The organism is Rhodovastum atsumiense (genome assembly GCF_937425535.1).
GTDB classification, from domain to species: domain Bacteria; phylum Pseudomonadota; class Alphaproteobacteria; order Acetobacterales; family Acetobacteraceae; genus Rhodovastum; species Rhodovastum atsumiense.
Window position 1 is genome coordinate 2076547 of record NZ_OW485601.1, and the last position, 22718, is coordinate 2099264.

At 71.2% G+C, this 22718-nt stretch carries 22 protein-coding genes; 10 read left to right on the plus strand and 12 right to left on the minus strand.

Annotated elements, in window-relative coordinates:
- Positions 1-107: 107 nt before the first annotated feature.
- From NBY65_RS09425 to NBY65_RS09460, 8 genes are all read left to right on the plus strand, one after another.
- On the plus strand, positions 108-1265 hold the full coding sequence (locus tag NBY65_RS09425; RefSeq protein WP_150039720.1) for an ABC transporter substrate-binding protein: 1158 nt from the start codon (positions 108-110) through the stop codon (positions 1263-1265).
- Positions 1266-1406: 141 nt separating this feature from the next.
- On the plus strand, positions 1407-2447 hold the full coding sequence (locus tag NBY65_RS09430) for a branched-chain amino acid ABC transporter permease (protein ID WP_239002699.1): 1041 nt from the start codon (positions 1407-1409) through the stop codon (positions 2445-2447).
- Positions 2444-4210, plus strand: coding sequence for a branched-chain amino acid ABC transporter ATP-binding protein/permease (locus tag NBY65_RS09435; protein WP_150039718.1), 1767 nt, complete (start codon positions 2444-2446; stop codon positions 4208-4210). The genes NBY65_RS09430 and NBY65_RS09435 overlap by 4 nt, the downstream gene beginning before the upstream one ends.
- Positions 4207-4932 (plus strand): ABC transporter ATP-binding protein, encoded by a 726-nt coding sequence (locus tag NBY65_RS09440; protein WP_150039717.1) that lies wholly within the window; start codon positions 4207-4209, stop codon positions 4930-4932. Before NBY65_RS09435 ends, NBY65_RS09440 begins: the two co-directional genes overlap by 4 nt.
- A gap of 13 nt (positions 4933-4945) precedes the next feature.
- The gene (locus NBY65_RS09445) at positions 4946-5785 is read left to right on the plus strand and encodes a fumarylacetoacetate hydrolase family protein (RefSeq protein ID WP_150039716.1); all 840 of its coding nucleotides are present in this window, start codon (positions 4946-4948) and stop codon (positions 5783-5785) included.
- Positions 5786-5824: 39 nt separating this feature from the next.
- Positions 5825-7450, plus strand: coding sequence for an indolepyruvate/phenylpyruvate decarboxylase (ipdC, locus tag NBY65_RS09450; RefSeq protein WP_150039715.1), 1626 nt, complete (start codon positions 5825-5827; stop codon positions 7448-7450).
- The gene (locus NBY65_RS09455; protein WP_150039714.1) at positions 7450-7887 is read left to right on the plus strand and encodes a DUF1772 domain-containing protein; all 438 of its coding nucleotides are present in this window, start codon (positions 7450-7452) and stop codon (positions 7885-7887) included. Before ipdC ends, NBY65_RS09455 begins: the two co-directional genes overlap by 1 nt.
- A gap of 52 nt (positions 7888-7939) precedes the next feature.
- The gene (locus NBY65_RS09460; RefSeq protein WP_150039713.1) at positions 7940-8881 is read left to right on the plus strand and encodes an alpha/beta hydrolase; all 942 of its coding nucleotides are present in this window, start codon (positions 7940-7942) and stop codon (positions 8879-8881) included.
- Between the two features lie 9 nt (positions 8882-8890).
- Here NBY65_RS09460 and NBY65_RS09465 read toward each other — a convergent pair whose 3' ends face one another.
- Entirely contained in the window at positions 8891-9637 is a 747-nt protein-coding gene (locus tag NBY65_RS09465) for a sulfite exporter TauE/SafE family protein (protein WP_150039712.1), read from the minus strand.
- A gap of 96 nt (positions 9638-9733) precedes the next feature.
- Here NBY65_RS09465 and NBY65_RS09470 point away from each other — a divergent pair, with 96 nt between their 5' ends.
- On the plus strand, positions 9734-10621 hold the full coding sequence (locus NBY65_RS09470; RefSeq protein ID WP_150039711.1) for a LysR family transcriptional regulator: 888 nt from the start codon (positions 9734-9736) through the stop codon (positions 10619-10621).
- Here the strand turns inward: NBY65_RS09470 and NBY65_RS09475 are convergent.
- From NBY65_RS09475 to thrC, 10 genes are all read right to left on the minus strand, one after another.
- Positions 10571-11734, minus strand: coding sequence for an MFS transporter (locus tag NBY65_RS09475; RefSeq protein WP_150039710.1), 1164 nt, complete (start codon positions 11732-11734; stop codon positions 10571-10573). The two genes, NBY65_RS09470 and NBY65_RS09475, sit on opposite strands and share 51 nt — an antisense overlap.
- Before the next feature lie 28 nt (positions 11735-11762).
- Positions 11763-12656: an N-acetylmuramoyl-L-alanine amidase family protein gene (locus tag NBY65_RS09480; protein WP_150039709.1), complete on the minus strand. Its 894-nt coding sequence runs from the start codon at positions 12654-12656 to the stop codon at positions 11763-11765.
- A gap of 1 nt (position 12657) precedes the next feature.
- Entirely contained in the window at positions 12658-13197 is a 540-nt protein-coding gene (locus tag NBY65_RS09485) for an SH3 domain-containing protein (RefSeq protein WP_150039708.1), read from the minus strand.
- Positions 13198-13266: 69 nt separating this feature from the next.
- Complete coding sequence (locus NBY65_RS09490) at positions 13267-13719, minus strand: SufE family protein (RefSeq protein WP_150039707.1); 453 nt, start codon at positions 13717-13719, stop codon at positions 13267-13269.
- Positions 13720-13750: 31 nt separating this feature from the next.
- Entirely contained in the window at positions 13751-14749 is a 999-nt protein-coding gene (gene gshB, locus NBY65_RS09495) for a glutathione synthase (RefSeq protein ID WP_150039706.1), read from the minus strand.
- An 87-nt stretch (positions 14750-14836) separates the two neighbouring features.
- The gene (locus NBY65_RS09500) at positions 14837-15664 is read right to left on the minus strand and encodes a SirB1 family protein (RefSeq protein ID WP_150039705.1); all 828 of its coding nucleotides are present in this window, start codon (positions 15662-15664) and stop codon (positions 14837-14839) included.
- Between the two features lie 216 nt (positions 15665-15880).
- Complete coding sequence (locus NBY65_RS09505) at positions 15881-16198, minus strand: hypothetical protein (RefSeq protein WP_150039704.1); 318 nt, start codon at positions 16196-16198, stop codon at positions 15881-15883.
- 49 nt (positions 16199-16247) lie between these two features.
- The gene (locus NBY65_RS09510; RefSeq protein ID WP_239002698.1) at positions 16248-17726 is read right to left on the minus strand and encodes a sensor histidine kinase; all 1479 of its coding nucleotides are present in this window, start codon (positions 17724-17726) and stop codon (positions 16248-16250) included.
- Between the two features lie 166 nt (positions 17727-17892).
- A complete protein-coding gene (locus NBY65_RS09515) occupies positions 17893-19179 on the minus strand; it encodes a M16 family metallopeptidase (protein WP_150039703.1) in 1287 nt (428 codons plus the stop codon).
- Positions 19176-20576, minus strand: coding sequence for a threonine synthase (gene thrC, locus NBY65_RS09520; RefSeq protein ID WP_150039702.1), 1401 nt, complete (start codon positions 20574-20576; stop codon positions 19176-19178). The genes NBY65_RS09515 and thrC overlap by 4 nt, the downstream gene beginning before the upstream one ends.
- Before the next feature lie 167 nt (positions 20577-20743).
- Between thrC and NBY65_RS09525 the strand changes: the two genes are divergently transcribed.
- On the plus strand, positions 20744-21148 hold the full coding sequence (locus NBY65_RS09525; RefSeq protein ID WP_150039701.1) for a cupin domain-containing protein: 405 nt from the start codon (positions 20744-20746) through the stop codon (positions 21146-21148).
- A gap of 21 nt (positions 21149-21169) precedes the next feature.
- Here the strand turns inward: NBY65_RS09525 and NBY65_RS09530 are convergent, their stop codons facing one another.
- On the minus strand, positions 21170-22690 hold the full coding sequence (locus tag NBY65_RS09530; RefSeq protein ID WP_239002710.1) for a carboxypeptidase M32: 1521 nt from the start codon (positions 22688-22690) through the stop codon (positions 21170-21172).
- Positions 22691-22718 lie beyond the last annotated feature (28 nt).

Sequence of the window (22718 nt, forward strand, 5' to 3'; positions counted from 1 at the left end):
GTCCGTATTGACGCCGTTTGCAGCCCGCCACTACACACCCCCCCGGCCGTTCCCGCCACACCAGACCGTGACTGCGACCGGCCGCACGGCACCCTCAGGAGACGGCCATGTCCAGTTCGCGCGCCACCCTGCTGTCGGCGATCGCCGCCCTCGCGTTTTCGGTGGGACCGGCGCTCGCCCAGCCCATCCGCGTCGGCGTGAGCGTCTCCTCGACCGGACCCGCCGCCTCGCTCGGCATCCCTGAGCGCAACACCATCGCCCTGCTGCCCCGCCAGGTCGCCGGCCAGGAGGTCGAGTACGTCGTGCTCGACGACGGCACCGACGCGACCCGGGGCGTCGCCAATATCCGCAAGCTGATCGACGAGGACCATGTCGATGCCGTGATCGGCTCCACCGCCACCCCCGCCTCGGCGGCGATGAGCGTGGTGGCGGCCGAGAAGCAGGTGCCGATGCTGGCGCTGTGCGCCTCGGCCTCGGTGATCGTGCCGATGACGCCGGAGAAGCGCTGGACGTTCAAGATGCCGCAGAACGACAGCCTGATGGCCGACGCGATCGCCGAGCACATGGCGAAGTCGGGCGTGAAGACGGCCGGCTTCATCGGCTTCAACGACGGCTACGGCGACGGCTGGTTCACCGAGTTCGAGCGCGCCGCCAAGGCGCACGGCATCCGCGTCGTCGCCGCCGAGCGCTATGCCCGCACCGACACCAGCGTGACCGCGCAGGTGCTGAAGGTGATGATGGCGAAGCCGGACGCGGTGCTGGTCGGCGCCGCCGGCACCCCGGCCGCGCTGCCGCAGAAGACGCTGAAGGAGCGCGGCTACAAGGGGCGCTATTACCAGACCCATGGCGCCGCCAACGCCGATTTCCTGCGCATCGGCGGCAAGGACGTCGAGGGCACCGTGCTGCCGACCGGCCCGGTGATGGTCGCCGCCCAGCTGCCCGAGAGCAACCCGGTCCGCGCGGTGGGGCTCGACTACATCGCCCGCTACGAGGCGGCGAACGGTCCGGGCAGCGCCAATTCCTTCGGCGCCCATGCCTATGACGCCGGGTTGCTGCTGCAGGCCGCCATCCCGGTGGCGCTGGAGAAGGGCCGGCCGGGCACCCCCGCCTTCCGCGCCGCGCTGCGTGACGCCATCGAAAGCCGGAAGGAACTGCCGCTGACCCACGGGGTCGCCACGCTGACGCCGCAGGACCACAACGGCTTCGACCAGCGCGCCCGCGTGATGGTCACCATCCAGAACGGCACCTGGAAGCTGCTCCCCTGATCGGCGCCTCCCCCGGCATCGTTCCCATGCCCCCACGCAGCCACGCCGGTGTCAGCCCGCCGGTGCGGCCGGGGGCATTGGTTTAGTGCGTTATCAGAAAGATCCGGCCCTGACTCTTTTCGTTGCCTGCGGGGCCGCCGGATGATCGATCCGGCGATCCTGCTGATCCTGGTGCAGGATGGCGTCGTCAACGGCGCCATCTACGCCCTGCTGGCACTGTCGCTGGTGCTGGTATTCGCCGTCACCCGCGTGATCTTCATCCCGCAGGGCGAGTTCGTGGCCTTCGGCGCGCTGACCTATGCCGCCCTCGACGCCGGGCAGGTGCCCGGCAGCATCTGGCTGCTGTGCGGGCTGGGGGCGGCGTCCTGCCTCGCCTCGCTCTGGGCGGAGCGCCACGCGCTGTCGGCGCGCCGCGTGCTGCGCCTGCTCGCCGGCACCATCCTGCTGCCCGGGCTGGTCCTGGGGCTGACCCGCCTGCTGCTGCCGCTGCAGCCGGGCGTGCTGGTGCAGGCGCTGCTGGCGCTCGCGATCGTCACGCCGATGGCGCCCTACCTGTACCGGGTCGCCTTCCGCCCGCTGGCCCGGGCCTCCGTGCTGGTCCTGCTGATCGCGGCGGTGGGCGTTCACCTCGCTCTGGTCGGGCTCGGGCTGGTGTTCTTCGGCCCCGAGGGCTCGCGCGCCACCGGCTTCTCGGATGCCAGCTTCACCCTGGGCCCGCTGATGGTGCCGGGGCAGTCGCTGTGGATCGTCGGGCTCAGCCTGGGGCTGATGCTCGGCCTGTTCGGCTTCTTCGAATTCACCCTGTTCGGCAAGGCGCTGCGCGCCACCGCGGTGAACCGGCTGGGCGCGCGGCTGGTCGGCATCGCCACGGCGCAGTCCGGCGAGGTCGCCTTCGGCCTCGCCGGCGCCATCGGCGCGCTGTCGGGCATCCTGATCGTGCCGCTGACCACGATCTATTACGACACCGGCTTCCTGATCGGGCTGAAGGGCTTCACCGCCGCCATCATCGGCGGGCTCGCCAGCTACCCGGTCGCCGCCCTCGCCGCCATCTTCGTCGGCGTGCTGGAAAGCTTCGCCTCGTTCTGGGCCAGCGCCTTCAAGGAGGTGATCGTCTTCACCGTCATCATCCCCGTGCTGCTCTGGCGCAGCCTGGGCCGCGCCGTGGTGGAGGACGAGGAATGAGCCGCGCCGCCGTCCTCTGGCCGCTGCCGGCGCTGGCCGCCTGCCTGCTGCTGCCCTGGCTGCCGGTGCTGCCGCCGTTCTGGATCACGCTGGCCAACTACATCGGCATCGCCGCCATCGTCGCCATCGGGCTGGTGGTGCTGACCGGGGTGGGCGGCATCACCTCCTTCGGCCAGGCGAGCTTCCTGGGCTTCGGCGCCTATACCACCGCGATCCTGACGGCACAGGCCGGGCTCTCGCCCTGGCTGACCCTGCCCGCCGCCCTGCTGGTGGCCGCGCTGGCGGCGCTGGTGATCGGCGCGGTCACGCTGCGCCTGTCCGGCCACTATTTGGCGCTCGGCACCATCGCCTGGGGGGTCGCGCTTTACTACACCTTCGCCAATCTCGACCTGTTCGGCCGCAATGACGGCATCTCCGGCATCCCGCCGCTGCGCCTGTTCGGCGTCGCGCTGGTGGACGGGCGCGCCTATTGCAGCGTGATCTGGGTGGGGGTGGTGCTGGCGGCGCTGGCCACCGGCAACCTGCTGGACAGCCGCGCCGGCCGCGCCATCCGCGCCCTGCGCGGCGGCGCGCTGGCGGCCGCGAGCTTCGGGGTGCGCACGCCACAATCGCGCACCCTGGCCTTCGTCTACGCCGCCATGCTGGCCGCCTTCGCCGGCTGGCTCTATGCGCATATGCAACGTTCGGTGAACCCCACCCCGTTCGGCATCAATGCCGGCATCCAGTACCTGCTGATGGCAGTGGTGGGCGGGGCCGGGCAGATTCCGGGCGCCATCCTCGGCGCCGGTCTGGTCACCGTGGTCAACGACCTGCTGCAGGACTGGCTGCCCCGGATCCTGGGCGCGCACGGCAATTTCGAGACCATCGTGTTCGGCGCCATCCTGGTGCTGGCGCTGCAGACCGCGCCGGACGGGCTCTGGCCGCTGCTGGCCCGCCACCGGCCGCGGCGCCGCCGGATCAGGTACGACGCGCCGAGCCTGCCGCACCGGCAGATGCCGCCGCGTGGCTCGCCGGTGCTGGAGGTCGAGGGGTTGCGGCGCGCCTTCGGCGGACTGGTCGCCGTCAACGACGTCTCCTTCCGCCTTGCCGCCGGCGAGATCGTCGGCCTGATCGGCCCGAACGGCGCGGGCAAGAGCACCACCTTCAACCTGCTCACCGGCGTCGATCGCCCGACCGCGGGCAGCGTCAGCTTCCTCGGCCACCGTCTGGTCGGGCTCGGCGCCCCTGCCATCGCCCGGCTGGGCATCGCCCGGACCTTCCAACACGTGAAGCTGGTGCCGAGCATGTCGGTGATCGAGAACGTGGTGATCGGCGCGCATCTGCGCGGCCGGGCCGGCCCGCTGCGCGGCCTGCTGCGGCTCGACCGCGCCGAGGAAGCGCAGCTCCATGCCGAGGCGGCACGCCAGCTCGCCCGCGTCGGACTGGCCGAACAGGCCGACCGGCCGGCGACCAGCCTCGCGCTCGGCCAGCAACGCGTGGTGGAAATCGCCCGGGCGCTGTGCCTGGACCCGGTGCTGCTGCTGCTCGACGAGCCCGCGGCGGGGCTGCGCCACAACGAGAAGGCCGAACTCGCCGCGCTGCTGCGGCGCCTGCGCGGCGAGGGCGTGACCATCCTGCTCGTCGAGCACGACATGGAATTCGTGATGAACCTGACCGACCGGCTGGTGGTGATGGATTTCGGCGTCAAGCTCGCCGAGGGCGCGCCCGCCGCCGTGCGCAACGATCCGGCGGTGATCGAAGCCTATCTGGGCAGCGTCGCGTGAGCACGATCCTCGAACTCGCCGACGTCGCCGTTTCCTATGGCGGCATCCCGGCGGTCTCCGATGTCTCGCTGAGGGTCGAGGCCGGCAGCATCGTCAGCGTCATCGGCCCCAACGGTGCCGGCAAGTCGACCCTGCTCAATGCGGTGATGGGGGTGCTGCCGGCACGCGGGACCATCCGCTTCCAGGGCCAGGAGCTGCGCGGCCGCGACATCGAGTCACGGGTGCAGGCCGGCATGTCGCTGGTGCCGGAGAAGCGCGAGCTGTTCGCGACCATGAGCGTGGAGGACAATCTCCGCCTCGGCGCCTTCCGCCACCGCGCCGCCGGCCGCGCGAGCGCGAACCGGGCGCTGGAAGAAATCTACGCGCTGTTCCCCCGCCTGCAGGAACGCCGGCGGCAGAAGGCCGGCACGCTCTCGGGCGGGGAGCGGCAGATGCTGGCGATGGGTCGCGCGCTGATGGCCCGCCCGGCCCTGCTGATGCTCGACGAACCGAGCCTCGGCCTCGCCCCGCTGATCGTGCGCGACATCTTCCACACCATCACCGAGCTGCGCCGTACCGGGGTGGCGATCCTGCTGGTTGAACAGAACGCCCGGGCGGCGCTGCAGGTCTCCGCGCACGGCTACGTGCTGGAAACCGGTCGCGTCACGTTACAGGGACCGAGCGCGGAACTGGCTTCCGACCCCCGGGTCGTGGAACTCTATCTCGGCCACGGTACCCAATGAGGGAAGCAACGATATGCGGCTGGCGACCTACGAGGACGGGCTCAATCGCTCCTTCGGCATCCTGACCGCCGGCGGGATCATCGATCTGGCAAATCGCCTGGACGTCCCGGACATGGAGACGATGTTGGCCGAAGGGCTGCTGGAAAAGGCGCTGGGCTTCGCCTCGGCGCAGCCCGAGGTGCGTCACTTCCGCCTGCTCAAGCCGTTGGAGCGGCCGGGAAAATGCTTCTGCATCGGCCGGAACTATCCCGGCCGCATGAGCGGCCCCGACACCATGCCGCTCTATTTGTTCCAGCGCGTGCCGGACAGCTTTTCCGGCCCCGAGGAACCGCTGCTGCGCCCGCCCGAATCCACCCAGTTCGACTACGAGGCCGAGATCGTGGTGGTGATCGGCACCGCCGGCCGGCGCATTCCGCGCGAACGTGCGCTGGACCATGTCGCCGGCTACATGCTCGCCAATGACGGCTCCCTGCGCGACTGGACGCGCCGCGAGATGGGCGACGTGACGGCGGGGAAGAATTTCTGCCGCTCCGGTTCGCTCGGCCCCTGGATCACCACCCGGACCGCCGTGGGCGACGGGCCGTTCCACCTCATCACCCGCGTCAACGGCGAGGTGCGCCAGGATGACAGCACCGATCGCATGCTCTGCCCGGTGGACAAGATCATCTCCTATATCTCCACCTTCACCGCGCTCGCCCCTGGCGACATCATCCTGACCGGCACGCCCGCGGGCGCGGGGGCCGGCTTCGATCCGCCGCGTTGGCTGAAAGCGGGCGACGTGGTGGAAATCGAGGCGACCGGGCTCGGCGTGCTGCGCAACATCGTTTCCGATGAGCCGCCACCGCCGGCCTGAGCGGCCATCACCCCTCCATTCCTTCCGCCGGAGACTGCCATGCCCACGCTTGGACACGCCTTGCTCGAGGCCCTGCACGCCCATGGCGCGGGCGAGATCTTCGGCATTCCCGGCGACTTCGTCCTGCCCTTCTTCAAGACCATCGAGGACAGCGGCATCCTGCCGTTCCACACGCTCAGCCACGAGCCCGCGGTCGGCTTCGCGGCGGATGCCGCGGCCCGCTTCCGCGCCTCGATCTCGGCCGCCGTCGTCACCTGGGGGGCGGGCGCGTTCAACCTGGTGAATCCGATCGCCGGCGCCTATGCCGAACGCTCGCCGGTGGTGGTGATCTCCGGCGCGCCCGGCGTGGGCGAGCGCCTGGCAGGCTGGCAGATCCACCACATGTCGCGCGCCATGGACACGCAGGCGCGGGTGTTCCGCGAGATCACCTGCGACCAGGCGATCCTGGACGATCCGGTCCGCGCCCCCGCCGAGATCGCCCGGGTGCTGCGCAGCGCCCGTGAATACTCGTTGCCGGTCTATATCGAATTGCCGCGCGACCTGGTCGGCGCCGAGGTAGACCCGGTCGAGGTGCTGTCGCGCCGCCCCGCCGATCCCGATGCGCTCGGCGAATGCGCCGAGGAAATCCTCGCCCGGCTGCGCGTGGCGCAGCGGCCGGTGGTGATGGTGGACGTGGAGACGCGCCGCTACGGCGTCGAAGACAAGGTGGCGGCGCTGGCGCGCGCGCTCGGCCTGCCGGTGGTCACCACCTTCATGGGGCGCGGCCTGCTCTCGGCGCATCCCGACGTCGTGCGCGGCACCTATCTCGGCGCCGCCGGCGATCCCGCCGTCACCGCGCTGGTCGAGGACTCCGACGGGCTGCTGCTGCTTGGGGTGATCCTGTCGGACACCAATTTCGCCGTCTCCGAACGCCGCATCGACATGCGCCGCACCATGCTGGCGCTCAGCCGCGAGGTGCGGGTCGGCCATCACAGCTACGCCGCCATTCCGCTCGACGAGTTGCTCGACGCGCTGCTCGCCCGCCTGCCCGCGCCCGGCGCCGCCGGGACCGCCCCGCCGGCCGCCCGGCCGAGCACGCTGCTTGCCGACGACGCGCCGTTGCGGCCGTCCGACATCGCCGCCGCGGTGAACGACCTGTTCACCCGCCACGGCCCGATGCCGATGGCCGCCGACATGGGCGACTGCCTGTTCACCGGCATGGAGATCGCCAACGCGCCGCTGGTGGCACCGGGCTACTATGCCGGGATGGGATTCGGCGTGCCCGCCGGCCTTGGCGCCGCGGTCGCCACCGGGGCGCGGCCGCTGATCCTGGTGGGCGACGGCGCCTTCCAGATGACCGGCTTCGAGCTCGGCAATTGCCGCCGCTATGGCTGGGACCCGATCGTGATCGTGTTCAACAACACAAGCTGGGAAATGCTGCGGGTGTTCCAGCCCGAGAGTCGCTTCAACGACCTCGATGACTGGCGCTTCGCCGAACTGGCCGGGCCGCTGGGCGGCGATGGCGTGCGCGTGCGCACCCGCCGTGAACTGGCCGAGGCACTCGCCCGCGCCCACACGACGCGCGGGCGCTTCCAGTTGATCGAGGCGATGCTGCCGCGTGGCGGAACCTCGGACACGCTCGCCCGCTTCGTCGCCGGCTTCAAGGCCGCCCGGGAACGGAAATGATGAGTCGCCAGCACGCCATCACCATCGCCCTCACCGCGCTCGCGCTCGGCCCGGCGCTCGCGCACGCGCTGGAACTGCCCAACAAGATCGGGCTGTCGCGTGAGGCCTATCTGCTGGTGCAGCAGATCTATCACGGCTGGGCGCTGCTGGGCATCGTGGTGATCCTGCAGATCCTGCTCTGCGGCGTGCTTGCCTGGCGACTGCGCGGCAGGATCGGCGGGTCGCTGGTGCTGATCGCCTTCCTCTGCGCCGCCGGCACGCAGGTGGTGTTCTGGGGCTGGACCTACCCCGCCAACGCCGCGACGGCGCAATGGACCATGTTGCCCGAAGGCTGGGAAGCGTTGCGAGCCCAATGGGAATATTCCCACGCCGCCGGCGCCGGGCTCAATCTCGCGGCGCTGGGTTTCCTGCTGGCCGCCGCCGTCATCCGCCACTGAGACCTGGCGCGGTTCCTGTCGTGATGGCTTCCCTCCAAGGAGCACCACCGCCATGACCTGGACCCTTCATCCGGACGTGCAGGGCGTCCTGGATCTCATCCGCGCGTCCGGCCTGCCGCCGGTCGAGACCCTGGCCGCGACCGATGCCCGCGCGCTGTATCGCAACGGCCGGGCGGTGCTGCAGCCCGATCCGCCCGAGGTGGCGCTGGTGCGTGACCTCGCCGGCCCGGTCCCACTGCGCCTCTATCGTGGCGCCGGCACCGATCCTGCCGCTGCCCTCCCCGCCCTGGTCTACCTGCATGGTGGCGGCTGGGTGATCGGCGACATCGACACCCACGACGTGGTCTGCCGCGGGCTCGCCAATGCCGCCCGGGCCGCCGTGATCTCGGTCGATTACCGGCTGGCGCCCGAGCACAAATTCCCCGCCGCCGTGGAGGACTGTGCCGCGGCGCTGCGCTTCGTCGTCGCCGAGGCCGAGGACCTGGGCATCGATCCGGCCCGGCTCGCCGTCGGCGGCGACAGCGCCGGCGGCAACCTCGCCGCGGTGATGGCGATCATGGCCCGCGACGGTGCGGTGCCACCGATCGGCTACCAGGTGCTGATTTATCCGGCGACCGACCTGACCGCGCGCCACCCCTCCTATTCGCGCGTGACCGACGGCTTCCCGCTGGTGACGCGCTCGGTGCACTGGTTCGTCGCGCATTACCTGGCCAACCCCGCCGATGCGATCGACTGGCGGGCCTCGCCGCTGCGGGCGCCCGACCTGTCCGACCTGCCGCCGGCCTTCGTGCTGACCTGCACGCATGATCCGCTCTGCGACGAGGGCCTGGCCTATGCCGACCGGCTGGAACGCGAAGGCGGACAGGTCACCCGCGTGCACCTGTCCGACCAGATGCATGGCTTCCTGACCATGGGCCGGATGATCCGCGCCTCGGACATGACGATCGCCATAATCGGTGCGACGCTGCGGGCCGCCTGGAACCACGGCGGCTGACGGCGGCCATCAGGCCAGCGCCCGCCACGCGATCTCGCCCCCCAGGCCGAGCAGCCCGAGGAAGAAACACCGCCGGAAAGCCCCGAGGCTCACCCGCGCGCGCAACCATCCCCCGGCCGCCATGCCGAGCAGCGCCGGCGCGAGCGCCAGCAGCGAGAGGCCCAGCGATGCCGCCGGCACCGCGCCGTGCCAGGCCAGCCCCGCCGCCAGCGCCAGCGTGGACACGGTGAAGGACAGCCCGAGCGCCTGCACCAGTTCGTCCCGCTCCAGCCCCAGCGCGCCGAGGAAAGGCACGGCGGGGATGACGAACACGCCGGTGGCGCCGGTGATCAGGCCGGTCACCGCCCCCACCACCGGCCCGGCCCGGCGTTCCGCCCAGGCGGGCACCCGCAGCCGCGCCCGCGCCAGTCCGACCAGGGCGTAAAGAATCAGCGCCCCGCCCAGCCCCGCGGTGGCGAGCCTTGTGTCGCCACCGGCGATGATGCCCGATCCGGCCGCGGTGCCCAGGCAGATGCCGAGCATCATGCCCCACAACCGGCGCAGCAACGCACCGCAGCCCGAGCCGGCCAGCAATTGCCAGACATTCGTCACCAACGAAGGCACCAGCAGCAGGGCGGCGGCCTGGGACGGGGCCATGACCAGCCCGAGCAGCCCCATCGAAATCGTGGGCAAACCCAGGCCGATCATGCCCTTGACCACACCAGCCAGCAGAAAGGTGGCAGCGACGAAGGTCGCCTGTAGCAGAAGATCCGACATGGAACGGCTTTTCCACCGCGTGATCGATCGGCACAATGCGGGAGTCACTGAGCCTGGCTTCGGTCAGGACGAAGGCTGCTTCCACGGACCTTGACGATGCATTTCGACCTGACCGACCTGCGCCTGTTCCTGTACGTGGCCGATGCCGGCAGCATCACCGCCGGCAGCGTCCGTGCCGGTCTCGCCCTCGCCTCGGCCAGCGCGCGGGTGCGCGGCATGGAGGCGCAGGTCGGCGTTGCCCTGCTGGAACGGGGCCGCCGTGGCGTCCGCCCGACCCCGGCCGGGCGGGCGCTGCTGCACCACGCCCGGCTGGTCATCGGGCAGATCGAGCGCATGCGCGGGGACCTCGGCGACTATGCCCATGGCGTGAAGGGCCATGTGCGCCTGCTGGCGAACACGGCGGCGATGGCGGAATTCCTGCCCGAGGCCCTGGCCAGCTTCCTGGCCGCGCATCCGCATGTGGACATCGACCTCGACGAACGGCCCAGCCCCGCGGTGGCCCGCGCCGTGGCCGAGGGACTGGCCGAGCTGGGGGTGGCCGCCGACCATGCCGATGTCACCGGGCTGGAGTGCTTCCCCTTCCGTGGCGACCGGCTGGTGCTGGCGGTTCCCCCCGGGCATGCGCTGTCGCAGCGCGACCGGATCCCCTTCGCCGAGGCGCTGGCGCACGACTTCATCGGCCTCGCCGAGGACAACGCCTTGCAGCTTCACCTGGCCGGGCACGCCACCCGGTCGGGGGGACGGATGCGGCTGCGGGCGCGGGTGCGCGGGCTGGACGTGGCCTGCCGCATGGTGGCGGGCGGGGCCGGCATCGCCGTGGTGCCTGAAGCGGCGGCCCGGCGCGGCGGGCGCGACGGCGCCCTGCACCTGGTGCGGCTGACGGATGCGTGGGCGGAGCGGCGGCTGTTGCTGCTGGCGCGACGACGCGACGCCCTACCGGCGCATGCGCGACGGCTGCTGGAGCACCTCATCGCCCTGTCCTGACCGCAGCAGGGGGGCGAGCAGCAGGCCCGCACCGCCCAGCACCGCCATGGCCAGGAACACGCGGCCCGACTCGTCGTACAGGATCCCGCAGACCCACATCAGCAGCCCGATCGGCGCCACGTTACCCAGGGCCGCATGCAGCGTCTGCGCCGTGGCGGCGCGGTCCGGCGGCACCGTCTCCCCCAGCATGCGCATCGCCGAGAGATGTTGCAGCCCATAGGTCGCCGCGTGCAGCGCCTGCACCGCCACCAGCGCCGCCAGCTCGGTGGTCAGGCCGGTGACGGTCCAGCGCAGCAGCGCCGCCCCACCGGCCAGCGCGGTCAGGCCGGCCGGACCGATCCGGCCGGTCAGGCGGCGGCTCCAGAAGAACAGGGCGGTTTCCACCACCACGCCCTCGGCCCAGAGCAGGCCGATCGCCGTGTCGGACAGGCCCTGGGCGCGCCAGTGCAGGGTCGAGAGCGCGTAATAGGCGGCGTGCGAGCCCTGGATCAGCGCGCTCGCGGCGATGGTCAGCAGGAAGGGGCGATGGCGCAGCAGGCGGACGCCGCCCGCCGGGCCGGGCACCTTTGGCACGGCACGCGTGCCCGGCAGGAATGGCCCGATCGCCGTGGCCAGGGCGTAGCAGACTGCCATCAGCATCGGCGCCGCCACCGGACCGGCCGCCGCCACCACCGGGCCGGCCAGGGCGGTCGCCGCCATGAACGCCGCCGAGCCGGCCGAGCGGATCCGCCCGTACTCGACCCGCCCTTCCCGCGCCAGGGCCATGCACAGCGTGTCCATCAGCGGCAGCAGCGCCGCCGCCGCGAAGCCCTGCAGCAGCGTCACCGCCAGCACAGCCTCGAATCCCCGCGCCGGCAGCCAGCCGAGCGTGGCGGCGGTGCTGCCCGCGGCGGCCAGGACCAGCACCAGCCGCAGGCTGCCGACGCGGTCGGCGAGCCATCCCCAGGCCGGTGTCGCCGCCAGCCGCAGGATCGCGGCAAGACCGAGCACCTGCGCCACCGCCGCCGGGGTCAACCCGCAGGCCACCAGCCACAACGGCAGGAAGGCCATGGACACGCCGGCCGCGGCGAACATCGCCGTCAGGAACAGGGCCGTGCTCAGCCGCGCGGACATCGGCCGGGACCGGGGCAGGATGTCAGGATCAGGTGCGGTGCGACGGCTGGCGGAGCTGGGTGAAATAATCTCCCACCGCGTCGCGGATCGCCCGGGCGACCAGACGCCGATGCGCCGGGCGCTTCAGCGCCGCCTCGTCCTGGCGGTTGGAGATGAACCCCATCTCCAGCAGCACGCTGGCGATGCCGCTTGCCCCCAGCACGTGGAAATGCGCCTCGCGGGCGGGATCGTTGGTCAGTTCGACTTCCTCGCCCAGGCTGTCCAGCAGCGCGGTGCGCAGCCACGCCGAGCGGGGCGAGGGCGGTTCCCCCACCAGCGCGCGGGCAATGGCGCGCGAGCGCGGCGGCACCCGCTTCAGCTTCGCCGGCGTGGCGGCGGAGCGGATGTACACGCTCGCCCCACGGGCGCGGTGGTCGGACGAAGAATCGGCATGGATCGAGATGAACAGCGTCGCCCCATTCTCCCGCGCGAAGCTCACGCGGTCGGCGAGGCTGACGAACCGGTCGTCGCTGCGGGTCAGCCGCACCTGATAGCGCCGTGTGGCCTCGAGCTGCTGTTTCAGCTCCAGGGCCGTGGCCAGCGTGACCGACTTCTCCGTCGTGCCGGATGGGCCGATCGCGCCAGGATCATGGCCGCCATGGCCGGGATCGATGACCAGCAAGGGCAGCGGGGCCGGCGCCGGCCGGGGCGCGGCCGGCTTCGACCCGACGGCCTGCCTCCCGCGCGCCGGCCGCGGCTTCGCGGCGGGGGCCTTCGGTTGCGCTTTCGCCGACGACTTCGTCTTCGGGACCGGTTTCGTGCCGGATTTCGGCTGGGCCTGGGACGTCTGGCGCCGGGCCGCCTCGGCGCCGATCGGCGCCAGGCCGAGCGTCGCCAGCAAGCCGCCAAGGACGAAGCGCCGGCCGGTCGGAGTTTCCGTCATGTCACCCGGTTACCGTCTCGCCCGGGGAAACCCCCCAGACCTCGTTTTGCCTGAGCCAGCCACGATAGGAGCGGACGGCCACCCGACACCACGGCGTGTCCGCCGGGCAGGTCAGCAGCCGGCCGATTACCCCCGGCTTGAGCCGCGCCACCGCCGGCGCGTCATCCGCCGGCGCCTTGCGCAGCACCCGCGGCGCCCCGGTCACCAGCACCGAGCGACGGGGCGTCAGCAGCGCGACATGCACCCAGCCCTGCGTTCCGTCCGACGTGCGGATCAGGCGCCAGGCATCGAATTCCCGTTGGATCTGCACCGGCAGCCCGGCGCGATGGAACACCCAGTCGATCGGATAGCGCGTTCCGGGACCGCGACGAAGATTGACCTCGTCGGAGCGGAGCGCGGCGAACCGCGGCAATGGCTGGCCGGTTTCCGTGCCGATGGAAGGTGGCGCCCCCGCTGCGGTCAGCACCAGCGGCAACAGCGCGGCCAGAAGCTTCGGCCAGGCACAGGCCCGGAGCGCGGCAAAACGAAATCCGATCGGCATGGTGATTATCATGCCATTCGAAGAAGTCCAGGCAAGCCTTTGTTTGGGCTTCCCTGGCAGCCGCTTCGTTCAGGCCGGCGCGTGATGCAGGGCCGCCACTTCCCGCACCTTGCGCGCCATCGCGGCGATGCCGTTGCCGCGATTGGTGGACAGCGCCTCCAGCAGGCCCAGATCCTTGAGGAACACCGGATCGGTCGCCGCGATCTCGGCGGGGGTGCGACCGGAATAGACGCGCAGCAACAGGGCAACCAGGCCGGAAACGATTGCCGCGTCGGACAGGCCGGCAAAGTACATCCGCCCGTCACGCAGCGCCGCTTCCATCCATACCCGGCTCTGGCAGCCCGGCACGCGGTGCGCATCGTCGGTCCAGGCTTCCGGGAACGGTGGCAGCTTGCGGCCGAGCTCGATGATGTAGCGGTAGCGGTCCTCCCAATCGTCGAACAGCGCCAGGTCCTCGCCGATCGCGGCGATGGCGTCGGCAGCGGAAGCGTCCTCGGGGACGACGAAGGGATCGGTGGTCATGGGGCGGATATGCGGCGGGGTTGCAACGGGATCAAGCCACGGGTGCCAGCCTGGCCTCGATCGCATCCCAGATCCGGCCGGCGATGTCGATGCCGTCGAAGCGCTGGATTTCCTGGATGCCGGTCGGCGAGGTGACGTTGATCTCGGTCAGCCATTCGCCGATCACGTCGATGCCGACGAAGACCAGACCGAGCTGCTTCAGCGTCGACCCGATGCGGGCACAGATCTCGCGGTCGCGCGCGGTCAGCTCGCAGGGCTCCGGCCGGCCGCCGACATGCATGTTGCTGCGGGCCTCACCGGCGGCCGGGACGCGGTTGATCGCGCCGACCGGCTCGCCGTCGACCAGGATGATGCGCTTGTCGCCCTGGCGCACCGCCGGCTCGTAGCGCTGGATCATCAGCGGCTCGCGCGAGCGGGCGAAGTGCATTTCGACCAGGGCGTTCAGGTTGGGGTCGTCGTGGCGGATCAGGAACACCCCCGAGCCGCCATTGCCGAACAGCGGCTTGACCACGATGTCCTTGTGGGTGGCGCGGAAGCCGCGGATCGCCTCCGGGTCCCAGGTGATCATGGTGGGCGGCATCAGGTCGGCGAAATGCGTGACCAGCAATTTCTCCGGCGAGTTGCGCACCGAAACCGGGTTGTTGACCACCAGCGTGCCCGATCCGTCGTCGCGATGGATGTGCTCGAGCAGGTGGGTGGCGGTGATATAGGCCATGTCGAAGGGCGGGTCCTGGCGCATCAGCACCACGTCCATCTTGCCCAGGTCCACCAGCGAGGGCTGGCCGAACCGGTAATGGTCGTTGCGCACGCGCTGGACGGTCACCGGGCGGGCACGGGCGAACAGGCGCTCCTCGCGGGCGATGCCATGCTTCAGCATGCCTTCGCGCAGGGTCAGGTCCTTCACCTCGTAGTGCCACAGCGTATGGCCACGCTGCTGCGCCGCCAGCATCAGCGCGAAGGTGGAGTCGCCATCGATATTGATGGTCTCGATCGGGTCCATCTGGACCGCGACAGTCAGCGTCCGCGCCATCCTGGTCTCCACCGGGCTCGTCTGGACTCACGGTCTATCGCCGGGCCGGGCGGCCGGCAAGGCGGCCTCGCTGCCGCGTGGCACCGTTCAGTTCAACCGCGAGCGCAACGCCTCCACCGCGGCCCGGGTGCGAACCGCCGCCTCCCCCTCCGGCACAAGGCCCAGGAAGGTCTCGAAGCAGCGCAGCGCCGCCGCCACCCGGTCGAGCTGCTCGTTCATCAGCCCGGCCTCCCGCCACAGCGACGCCGTGTCCGGGGCGATGCGCAGCATGTCCTCGGTGCAGGCCAGGGCGCCGGCGACATCGCCGAGATGCAGGCGGCGGATCTTGATGTTGTTCTGCAGCCGCAGCAGCACCGCGCGCTGCGACATCGGCGCCAGCACGCCGGGCCGCAGCTCGGCCTGCGGGCCCTCGACCCGCTTGAGCAGCGCCCGCAATTCGCGCCCGTCCATGGCCGCGCCGCCGGCGAAGACGTCCAGCACCACCTGCTCGCGGCTCCCTTCCAGCGCCACCAGGAAATGCCCGGGGAAATCGACGCCGTGCACGCCCCATCCCGCCGCCCGCGCCGCATGCAGCCACAGGATGCCCAGCGCCACCGGCAGGCCGCGGCGCCGGGCGATCACCCGGATCAGGTTGGCATTGTCGAGATTGTCGTAGTCGTTGGCATCGCCCTGGTAACGATGCCGGCCGGTGATCAACGCGGCCAGGGCGTTGGCGCGCGACACCAGGTCGTCCTCCGCGATCCCGTGGGCCACCGCCACCGCATCGCGGGCCAGTTCCGACAGATGTGCGCGTGCTTCCTGCCAGTCGGCCTCCGGGGCGTCGACACGGGCGAACTGCAGCGCCGCGTCGGCGATGTCGATCTCGGGGTCTGGCAAGTGTCCGATGGCGTCGAGGGCCTGCCGGGGCGGGCTCATGGGGGCGTCCGGTTCCTGCTCGTCGGCCCGGCCCGCACTCTGCCGGACCGGGTCAGGGGTGATCGCTGTCAGCGGATATATTAAAGCCAGGGTGCCCCGGACGGATCGCTCATGCGGGGCCACGCCGACTGCATGCAACGCATCGGCGGGATTATGCACTGACGATCGCTCGATCACCCGCGCTCGATCACACCTGGCGCGCCTCCCGGCGGGCGCTCAGGGATCCCCGTGCAGGATCTGCAGGGCCCGCCGCAGCCGGTAGATTCCCGGCCGCACCAGCCCATCCCGGCACATGCGCTGGCCTTCCGTGGCCAGCACGCGCGCCTCCCCCGGCATGTCCTTTCCCTCCCGGTCCTCGCTTGCCAACTGGGTGGCCAGTTCGTCGCAATACGCGGCGCTGTCGGTGGTGACCCGGGTCGGCTCCACGTCATGCGCCACCGACTCGGCCTGGGTGGTCACCGCCAACCCCACGAGGAAGACCCCGGCGGTCAGGCGACGACAGAGCAGGGTGGAATGACCAATCATCACCTTCATCGTAAGCGCCTGCCCCTGACAGGCGCGTGGTCCGTGGGTGACGGACCGTTCAGGAACGGACCGGCCGCGTGTGCGCGACCGTCAGGGCCGGCAGGGTGATGACCGCGCGCAGGCCGGGCTTGTTGTCCTCCAGCCGCAGGCCGCCGCCATGCAGCGTCGCCACCGCCTGCACCAGCGACAGCCCGAGCCCGGACCCGGGCGTGCTGCGGGCCGTCTCGCCACGGTAGAAGCGCTCGGTGGCGCGGGAGCGGTCCTGGGCGGGGATGCCCGGCCCCTGGTCGGCCACGACGATTTCCACCATCCGCCCGGCACTGCGCCCGGCCAGCCGGATCGTGCTGCCGGGCGGGGAGAATTTCAGGGCGTTGTCCAGCAGGTTGGCGACCGCCTGCTGCAGCATGTCGCGGTCGCCGAAGGCCGGCAGGATGGGTGGGATATCGGCATCCAGCGCCTGCTCCCGCTCCTCGGCGGCGGCGGTGTACAGCTCCGCCAGGTCGAACAGCAGCGGCCCCAGATCCACCCGCGCGAAGGCCGAGCGGCGCGCCCCCGCCTCGATCTCGGCGATACGCAGCAGCGCCTGGAACACCGCGACGATGCCGTCGAGGTCCGATTGCGCCCGCTCGATCGCCGCCCGCAGGTCGGCCTCGTCGCGGGCGTGGTTGGCCGCGTCCTCCAGCCGGGCGCGGGCCCGGGTGATCGGCGTCCGCAGGTCATGCGCGATGGCGTTGGAGACCTGCCGCACCCCGTCCATCAACTGGGCGATGCGGTCGAGCATGTCGTTGATCTCTTCGGCCAGCCGGTCGAACTCGTCACCCAGCCCGGTCACCCGCACCCGCCGCGTCATGTCGCCGCGGCTGAACGCGGCGGCGGTGGCGGCCACGTCGGCGATGGTGATGCGGAACAATCCCCGCACCAGCAGCGCCCCCGCCGTGCCCAGCGCCACCACGATCGGCGGCGCCCAGACCAGGGCATCGGCCAGGATGCGCCGCAACTGCGCCCGCGCCCGCACGTCGCGCCCGACCAGCAGGTGATAGCCCTGCGGCAAGGGAATCTGGCGGATGCGGGCGAGGCCGCGGATGCCGGCGCGGTCGATCGGGATCTCGCTCCATTCGACGTCGTCGGTGATCGCGCGCGGCCATTGCTCCAGGTTGCCGGCCACCGGCCGGTGCACCGGATCGGCCAGCAGGTAGATCGCGTCATCGTCGATATTGGCGGCAAGCCGGTCCTGGATGGTCTCGATCAGCGGCAGCGGGCCGTCCTGTGCACGCTCGACCAGCCCTTGCGCATCGGCATTGATCGCCGATTCGGTCTGACGGTCGAGCAGCCCGGCGGTCGACCACCACAGGAAGGCCGACAAGGCGAGCGCGCTGATCGTGAACAGACCCGCATAGATCAGGCCGAACCGCACCCCGGCGGACCGCAGCAGCGTCTGCGGGTGCAGCACCAGCCAGATATCCATCCGCGCCCGGCGGACGAGCTTGCGCAGCACGTCCAGGGACTGCGGCGGCGGCGGCATCGTGAACGGCTTCACCGGGACCTTGCACCATGGGCGGGGCGTTGCCCCGCGCCCCACCAGGAGGCTTCGCCTCCTGGACCTCCACCAAGGGCTTCGCCCTTGGAACCCGTTTTGCCGCGCAGCGCGATTGGGGTGCAGGGGGCCCCTGCCCCCTGCCGGGTCCAGGGCAGAGCCCTGGCCTTCATGCCGCCAGCCGCTCCGCGATGGCCGGCAGCCCGGGCACGTGGCCGGCCGGCCCCATGGCGGCGAGCGTCGGCGCGCCACGGAACAGCCGCACCGCCGACTTCACCACGTCATCCATGGTCACCGCCTCGATGCGCGCCACCGTCTCGGCGGTGGGCAGCACCCGCCCGAACACCTGCAGATGCCGCGCGAGCTGCTCACAGCGGCTGCCGGTGCTCTCCAGCGACATCAGCAGCGACGCCTTCACCTGCGCCCGCGCCCGCGCCAGCTCGGCTTCGGTCACCGCGGTCTGTACCTTCTGCAGCTCGTCCAGCATCACCGGTACCAGTTCGGCTGCCTCGCTCTCGCCGGTGCCGGCGTAGATGCCGAACAGGCCGCCATCCACGTACGGCGCGGTGAAGGAATAGATGGAATAGACCAGTCCCCGACGCTCCCGCACTTCCTGGAACAGGCGCGAGGACATCCCGCCACCCAGCAGGGTGGACAGCAGCATGACCGTGTAGAAGTCCGGATCGCCGTACGACACCGCCGGGAAGCCCAGCACGATGTGCACCTGGTCGAGGTCCCGCGCCTCGCGGAACTCACCGCCACCATAGAGCCCCGGCAAAGCGGGCGGCGCGGACGTGCGCGGCAGGTCGGCGAAGTGGCGCTCGACCAGTTCCAGCACCGTCTCGTGCCGCAGGTTGCCGGCGGCGGCCACCACGGTGTTTGCCGTGGTGTAATGGTTGCGCATGTAGTCGATCAGCGTCTGCCGGCTCATGCCGCGCAGGAGCTCCTCGGTGCCGAGCACCGGCCGGCCCATCGGCTGGCCCGGATAGGCGGCTTCCTGGAAATGGTCGAAGATGATGTCGTCCGGCGTGTCGTTGGCCTGGCCGATCTCCTGCAGGATCACCCCCCGCTCCCGCTCTACCTCGGCGGGATCGAAGGTGGAGTGGCTCAGGATGTCGCCGATGATGTCGGTGCAGAGACCGAGATCTTCCTTCAGCGCCTTGACGTAGAAGGCGGTCTGCTCGCGCGCGGTATAGGCGTTCATGTGACCGCCCACCGCCTCGATCTCCTCGGCGATCTGGGCGGCGCTGCGCCGCTCGGTGCCCTTGAAGGCCATGTGCTCGAGGAAATGGGACACCCCGTTTTCCTCGGCGAGCTCATGACGCGTGCCGGAGGCGACATAGGCGCCGAACGACACCGTCTCCACCCGCTCCATCCGCTCGGTGACCACGGTCAGTCCGGATGGCAGGCGGGTGACGCGGACGGCGCCCCCTTGCTCGGCAAGCGTCTCGCTCATGCGGCATTCCTCAGGGCAGTGGCACGGACCAGGGCCTCGATGGCAGCGAGGTCGTTGGGCGCGCGATGATAGCGTTCCACCCTCTCATATAGGTCGGCCAGGCGCGACGGCAGGGGGGGACGGCAGCCGGTCGCGCGCTCCATCGCATCCGGGAACTTGGCCGGGTGCGCGGTCGCCATCGCCACGATGGGCACGCCCGGGCACGGCAAGGCCCGCGCCGCCGCGATCCCGATCGCCGAATGCGGGTCGGCCAGGTAGCCGGTGGCGGCATGCAGGCGGCGGATTTCCGCCAGCGTCCCCTCGTCATCCAGCGCGAAGCCGTGGAACAGCTTCGCCGCGCGCTGCCAGGCCGGCACCGGCACCGGCATCTGCCCGCGCGCCCGGAACTCGGCCATGGCGGCGGCGGTGGCGGCAGGGTCGCGATCGAGCAGCTCGAACAGCAGCCGCTCGAAATTGGAGCTGACCTGGATGTCCATGCTCGGCGACAGCGACGGCTCCACCCCGCGCACCGACATGTCGTTGCTGGCGAGGAATCGCGTCAGGATGTCATTGCGGTTGGAACCGACCACCAGCCGCGCGATCGGCAGGCCCATGCGCCGCGCCGCCCAGGCCGCCAGCACATTGCCGAAATTGCCGGTGGGCACGCTGAACGCCACGTCCCGGTCCGGGGCGCCGAGCGCCAGCGCCGCCGCCACGTAGTAGGGAATCTGCGCCGCCACCCGCGCCCAGTTGATCGAGTTCACCGCCGAGAGATGCAGCTCCGCCCGGAACGGGGCGTCGGCGAACATCGCCTTCACCAGGTCCTGGCAGTCGTCGAAGGTGCCGTCCACCGCGACATTGGCGACATTGGGCGCCAGCACCGTGGTCATCTGCCGCCGCTGCACCTCGCTGGTCCGGCCTTGCGGGTGCAGGATGACGATGTCCACCCGGTCGCGATTGGCGCAGGCCTCGATCGCCGCCGAGCCGGTGTCGCCAGACGTCGCGCCGACGATGGTCACGCGCCGGTCCTGCGCCGTCAGCACATGGTCGAACAGCCGCCCGAGCAACTGCATCGCCATGTCCTTGAACGCCAGCGTGGGCCCGTGGAACAGCTCGCAGGCGAACAGGTCGTGGTCGAGCTGCACCAGCGGCACGGTCGCGGGATGGCCGAACCCGGCATAGGACTCCCGGCAGAGGCGCTGCAGCGTGGCGAAGGGAATGGAGGTGCCGACGAAAGGCTGGATCACCCGCGCGGCCAGTTCCGGATAGGGCAGGCCGCGCAGCGCCCGCCAGTCGGTGTGCGACAGCGACGGCCAGGTCTCCGGCACATAGAGGCCGCCATCCTCGGCCAGCCCCGCGAGGAGCACGCCGGAGAAATCGCGCACGGGCGCCTGCCCGCGGGTGGAGACGTAGCGCATGATGCCGGATCCGCGTCTGATCGAACGGCCTATCTGGACCGGGACGCCGCCGGGATCAATGCATTGCTGGGACGGGGCCGGGTCGGCCGGGCTCATGCCGGGCATTTGTCACCAAACAGGAACGGTTGCCTGCTAGCGTCCAGGCCGCAATACCAGAAAGGAGTGGCATGCTCGCGAGACGACGCTTCGTGGCCTGCGCCATCTGCGCCGCCACCGGCCTGACCGCCACTGGGGTGGCGGCCCAGCCGACCGGAGGGGTCAAACGCACCATCCTCAGCCGGACCGATTTCCCCGGCGACACATACGCCACCATCGAGGTCCTGGTCGAAATCGAGGGTGGCGCCACCGTGGCACGCCATACCCATCCCGGCGTCGAGAGCGGCATCGTCATCGAGGGCGAAACCAGGCTGTTCGTGCAGGGCCAGCCCGACCGCACCGTCAAGGCGTCCGAAGCCTTCCAGATCCCGCCGGGGGTGCCGCACAGCGTGCGCAACGGCCCGGCCAGGACCCGCGTCGCCGTCACCTATGTGGTCGAGAAGGACAAGCCGCTCGCCTCGCCCGCCCCGGAATAGGCGGGACCGACCGGGGGCCGCTTATCCCCGCAGGTAACGGGCCGTCAGGTGCGCCTCGAAATCCTGCGGGTCGAGCGGCTTGCCGGTGGCATGGCGCAGCAGGTCGTTGAACCCCATCCGGCTGCCCATCGCATGCACGCGCGACCGCAGCCAGCCCTGCAGGGGGGCGACGTCGCCGCGTCCCAGCGCCGCATCCAGCCCCGCCACCTCGCGCCGCGCCGCCGCCATCAACTGCGCCGCCGCCATCGCGCCCAGCGTGTAGCTCGGGAAATAGCCGAAGGCGCCGTCATACCAATGGATGTCTTGCAGGCACCCCTGCGCATCGTCCGGGGGCGTGATCCCCAGCAGCGCCTGCATGCCCTCGGCCCAGGCGCCGGGCAGGTCAGCCACCGCCAGATCGCCCGCCACCAGGGCCTGTTCCAGCCGGAAGCGCAGGATCACATGCGCCGGATAGGTCATCTCGTCGGCATCCACCCGGATGAAGCCGCGCTTCACCCGGCGCCACAGCCGGGCGAGGTTGTCGCCGCGATACGGTTCCGGATCGCCGCCGAAGCTGGCGTGCAGCTCCGTCCCCAGCCAGGAGAGGAACGGATCGGAACGGCAGGCCTGCATTTCCATGATCAGGCTCTGGCTCTCGTGCATGCCCATGCCGGCCGCCTGCCCCACCGGCTGGCGTGCCCATTCCGCCGGCAGGCCCCGCTCGTACAGCCCGTGGCCGCCCTCGTGCAGCACGCCCATCACCGCCTGCGCCACCTCCGCTTCGTCATAGCGGGTGGTGATGCGCACATCGGTCGGGATGCCGCCGCAGAACGGATGGGTGGAGCGGTCCAGTCGGGCATGGTCCGCGTCGAGCCCGACCCGCAGCAGCAACCGCCGGCACAGCGCTTCCTGCTCCGCGGCAGGGAACGGGCCGGGCAGGCGCAGCGGCGCCGGCCGCGCGGCCTGCAACGCCTCGGCCCGCGGCAATGCGTCACGCAGGAATGCCTCGTAGGCGGCGAACACCGGCGCCACGTCGGCCGCGCCGATGCCCGGCTGGAACCCATCCATCAGCGCATCATAGGGCGAGAGGCCCAGCGCCCCCGACAGCGCCGCCGCCTGCTCGCGCACCAGCGCCAGCACCTGGGTGAGCGCGGGAGCCACCAGGGCGAAATGGCTGGTGCGCCGCGCCTCCCGCCAGACCTTCTCGCAGGCCGAGTTGGCCCGCGCCTGCGCTTCCACCAGATCCGCCGGCAGCGCCGTCGCCCTGGTATGGGCATGGCGCATCAGCCGCAGATTGGCCGCCTGCCACGGATCGGAGTCCGCCCCCGCCGCCTCGGCCAGCGCCAGGTCCTCGGCCACCTCCGGCGCCACCAGCAGGCCGTGCGCCAGCCCCGCCAGCACCGCCAACTGGTCGCCACGGGCAGCGCCGCCGCCGGACGGCATCATCGTTGCGGCGTCCCAGTTCAGCATGCCGGCGGCCTCGTGCACGGTGGCGATGCGGGCGAAGCGCGCCACCAGCCGCTCATAGGCCGGCGCCGGCTCGACCGCCGCGAGGGTCGGCAAGGTTTCCGGCGGTGGTGCGAGATCCTCG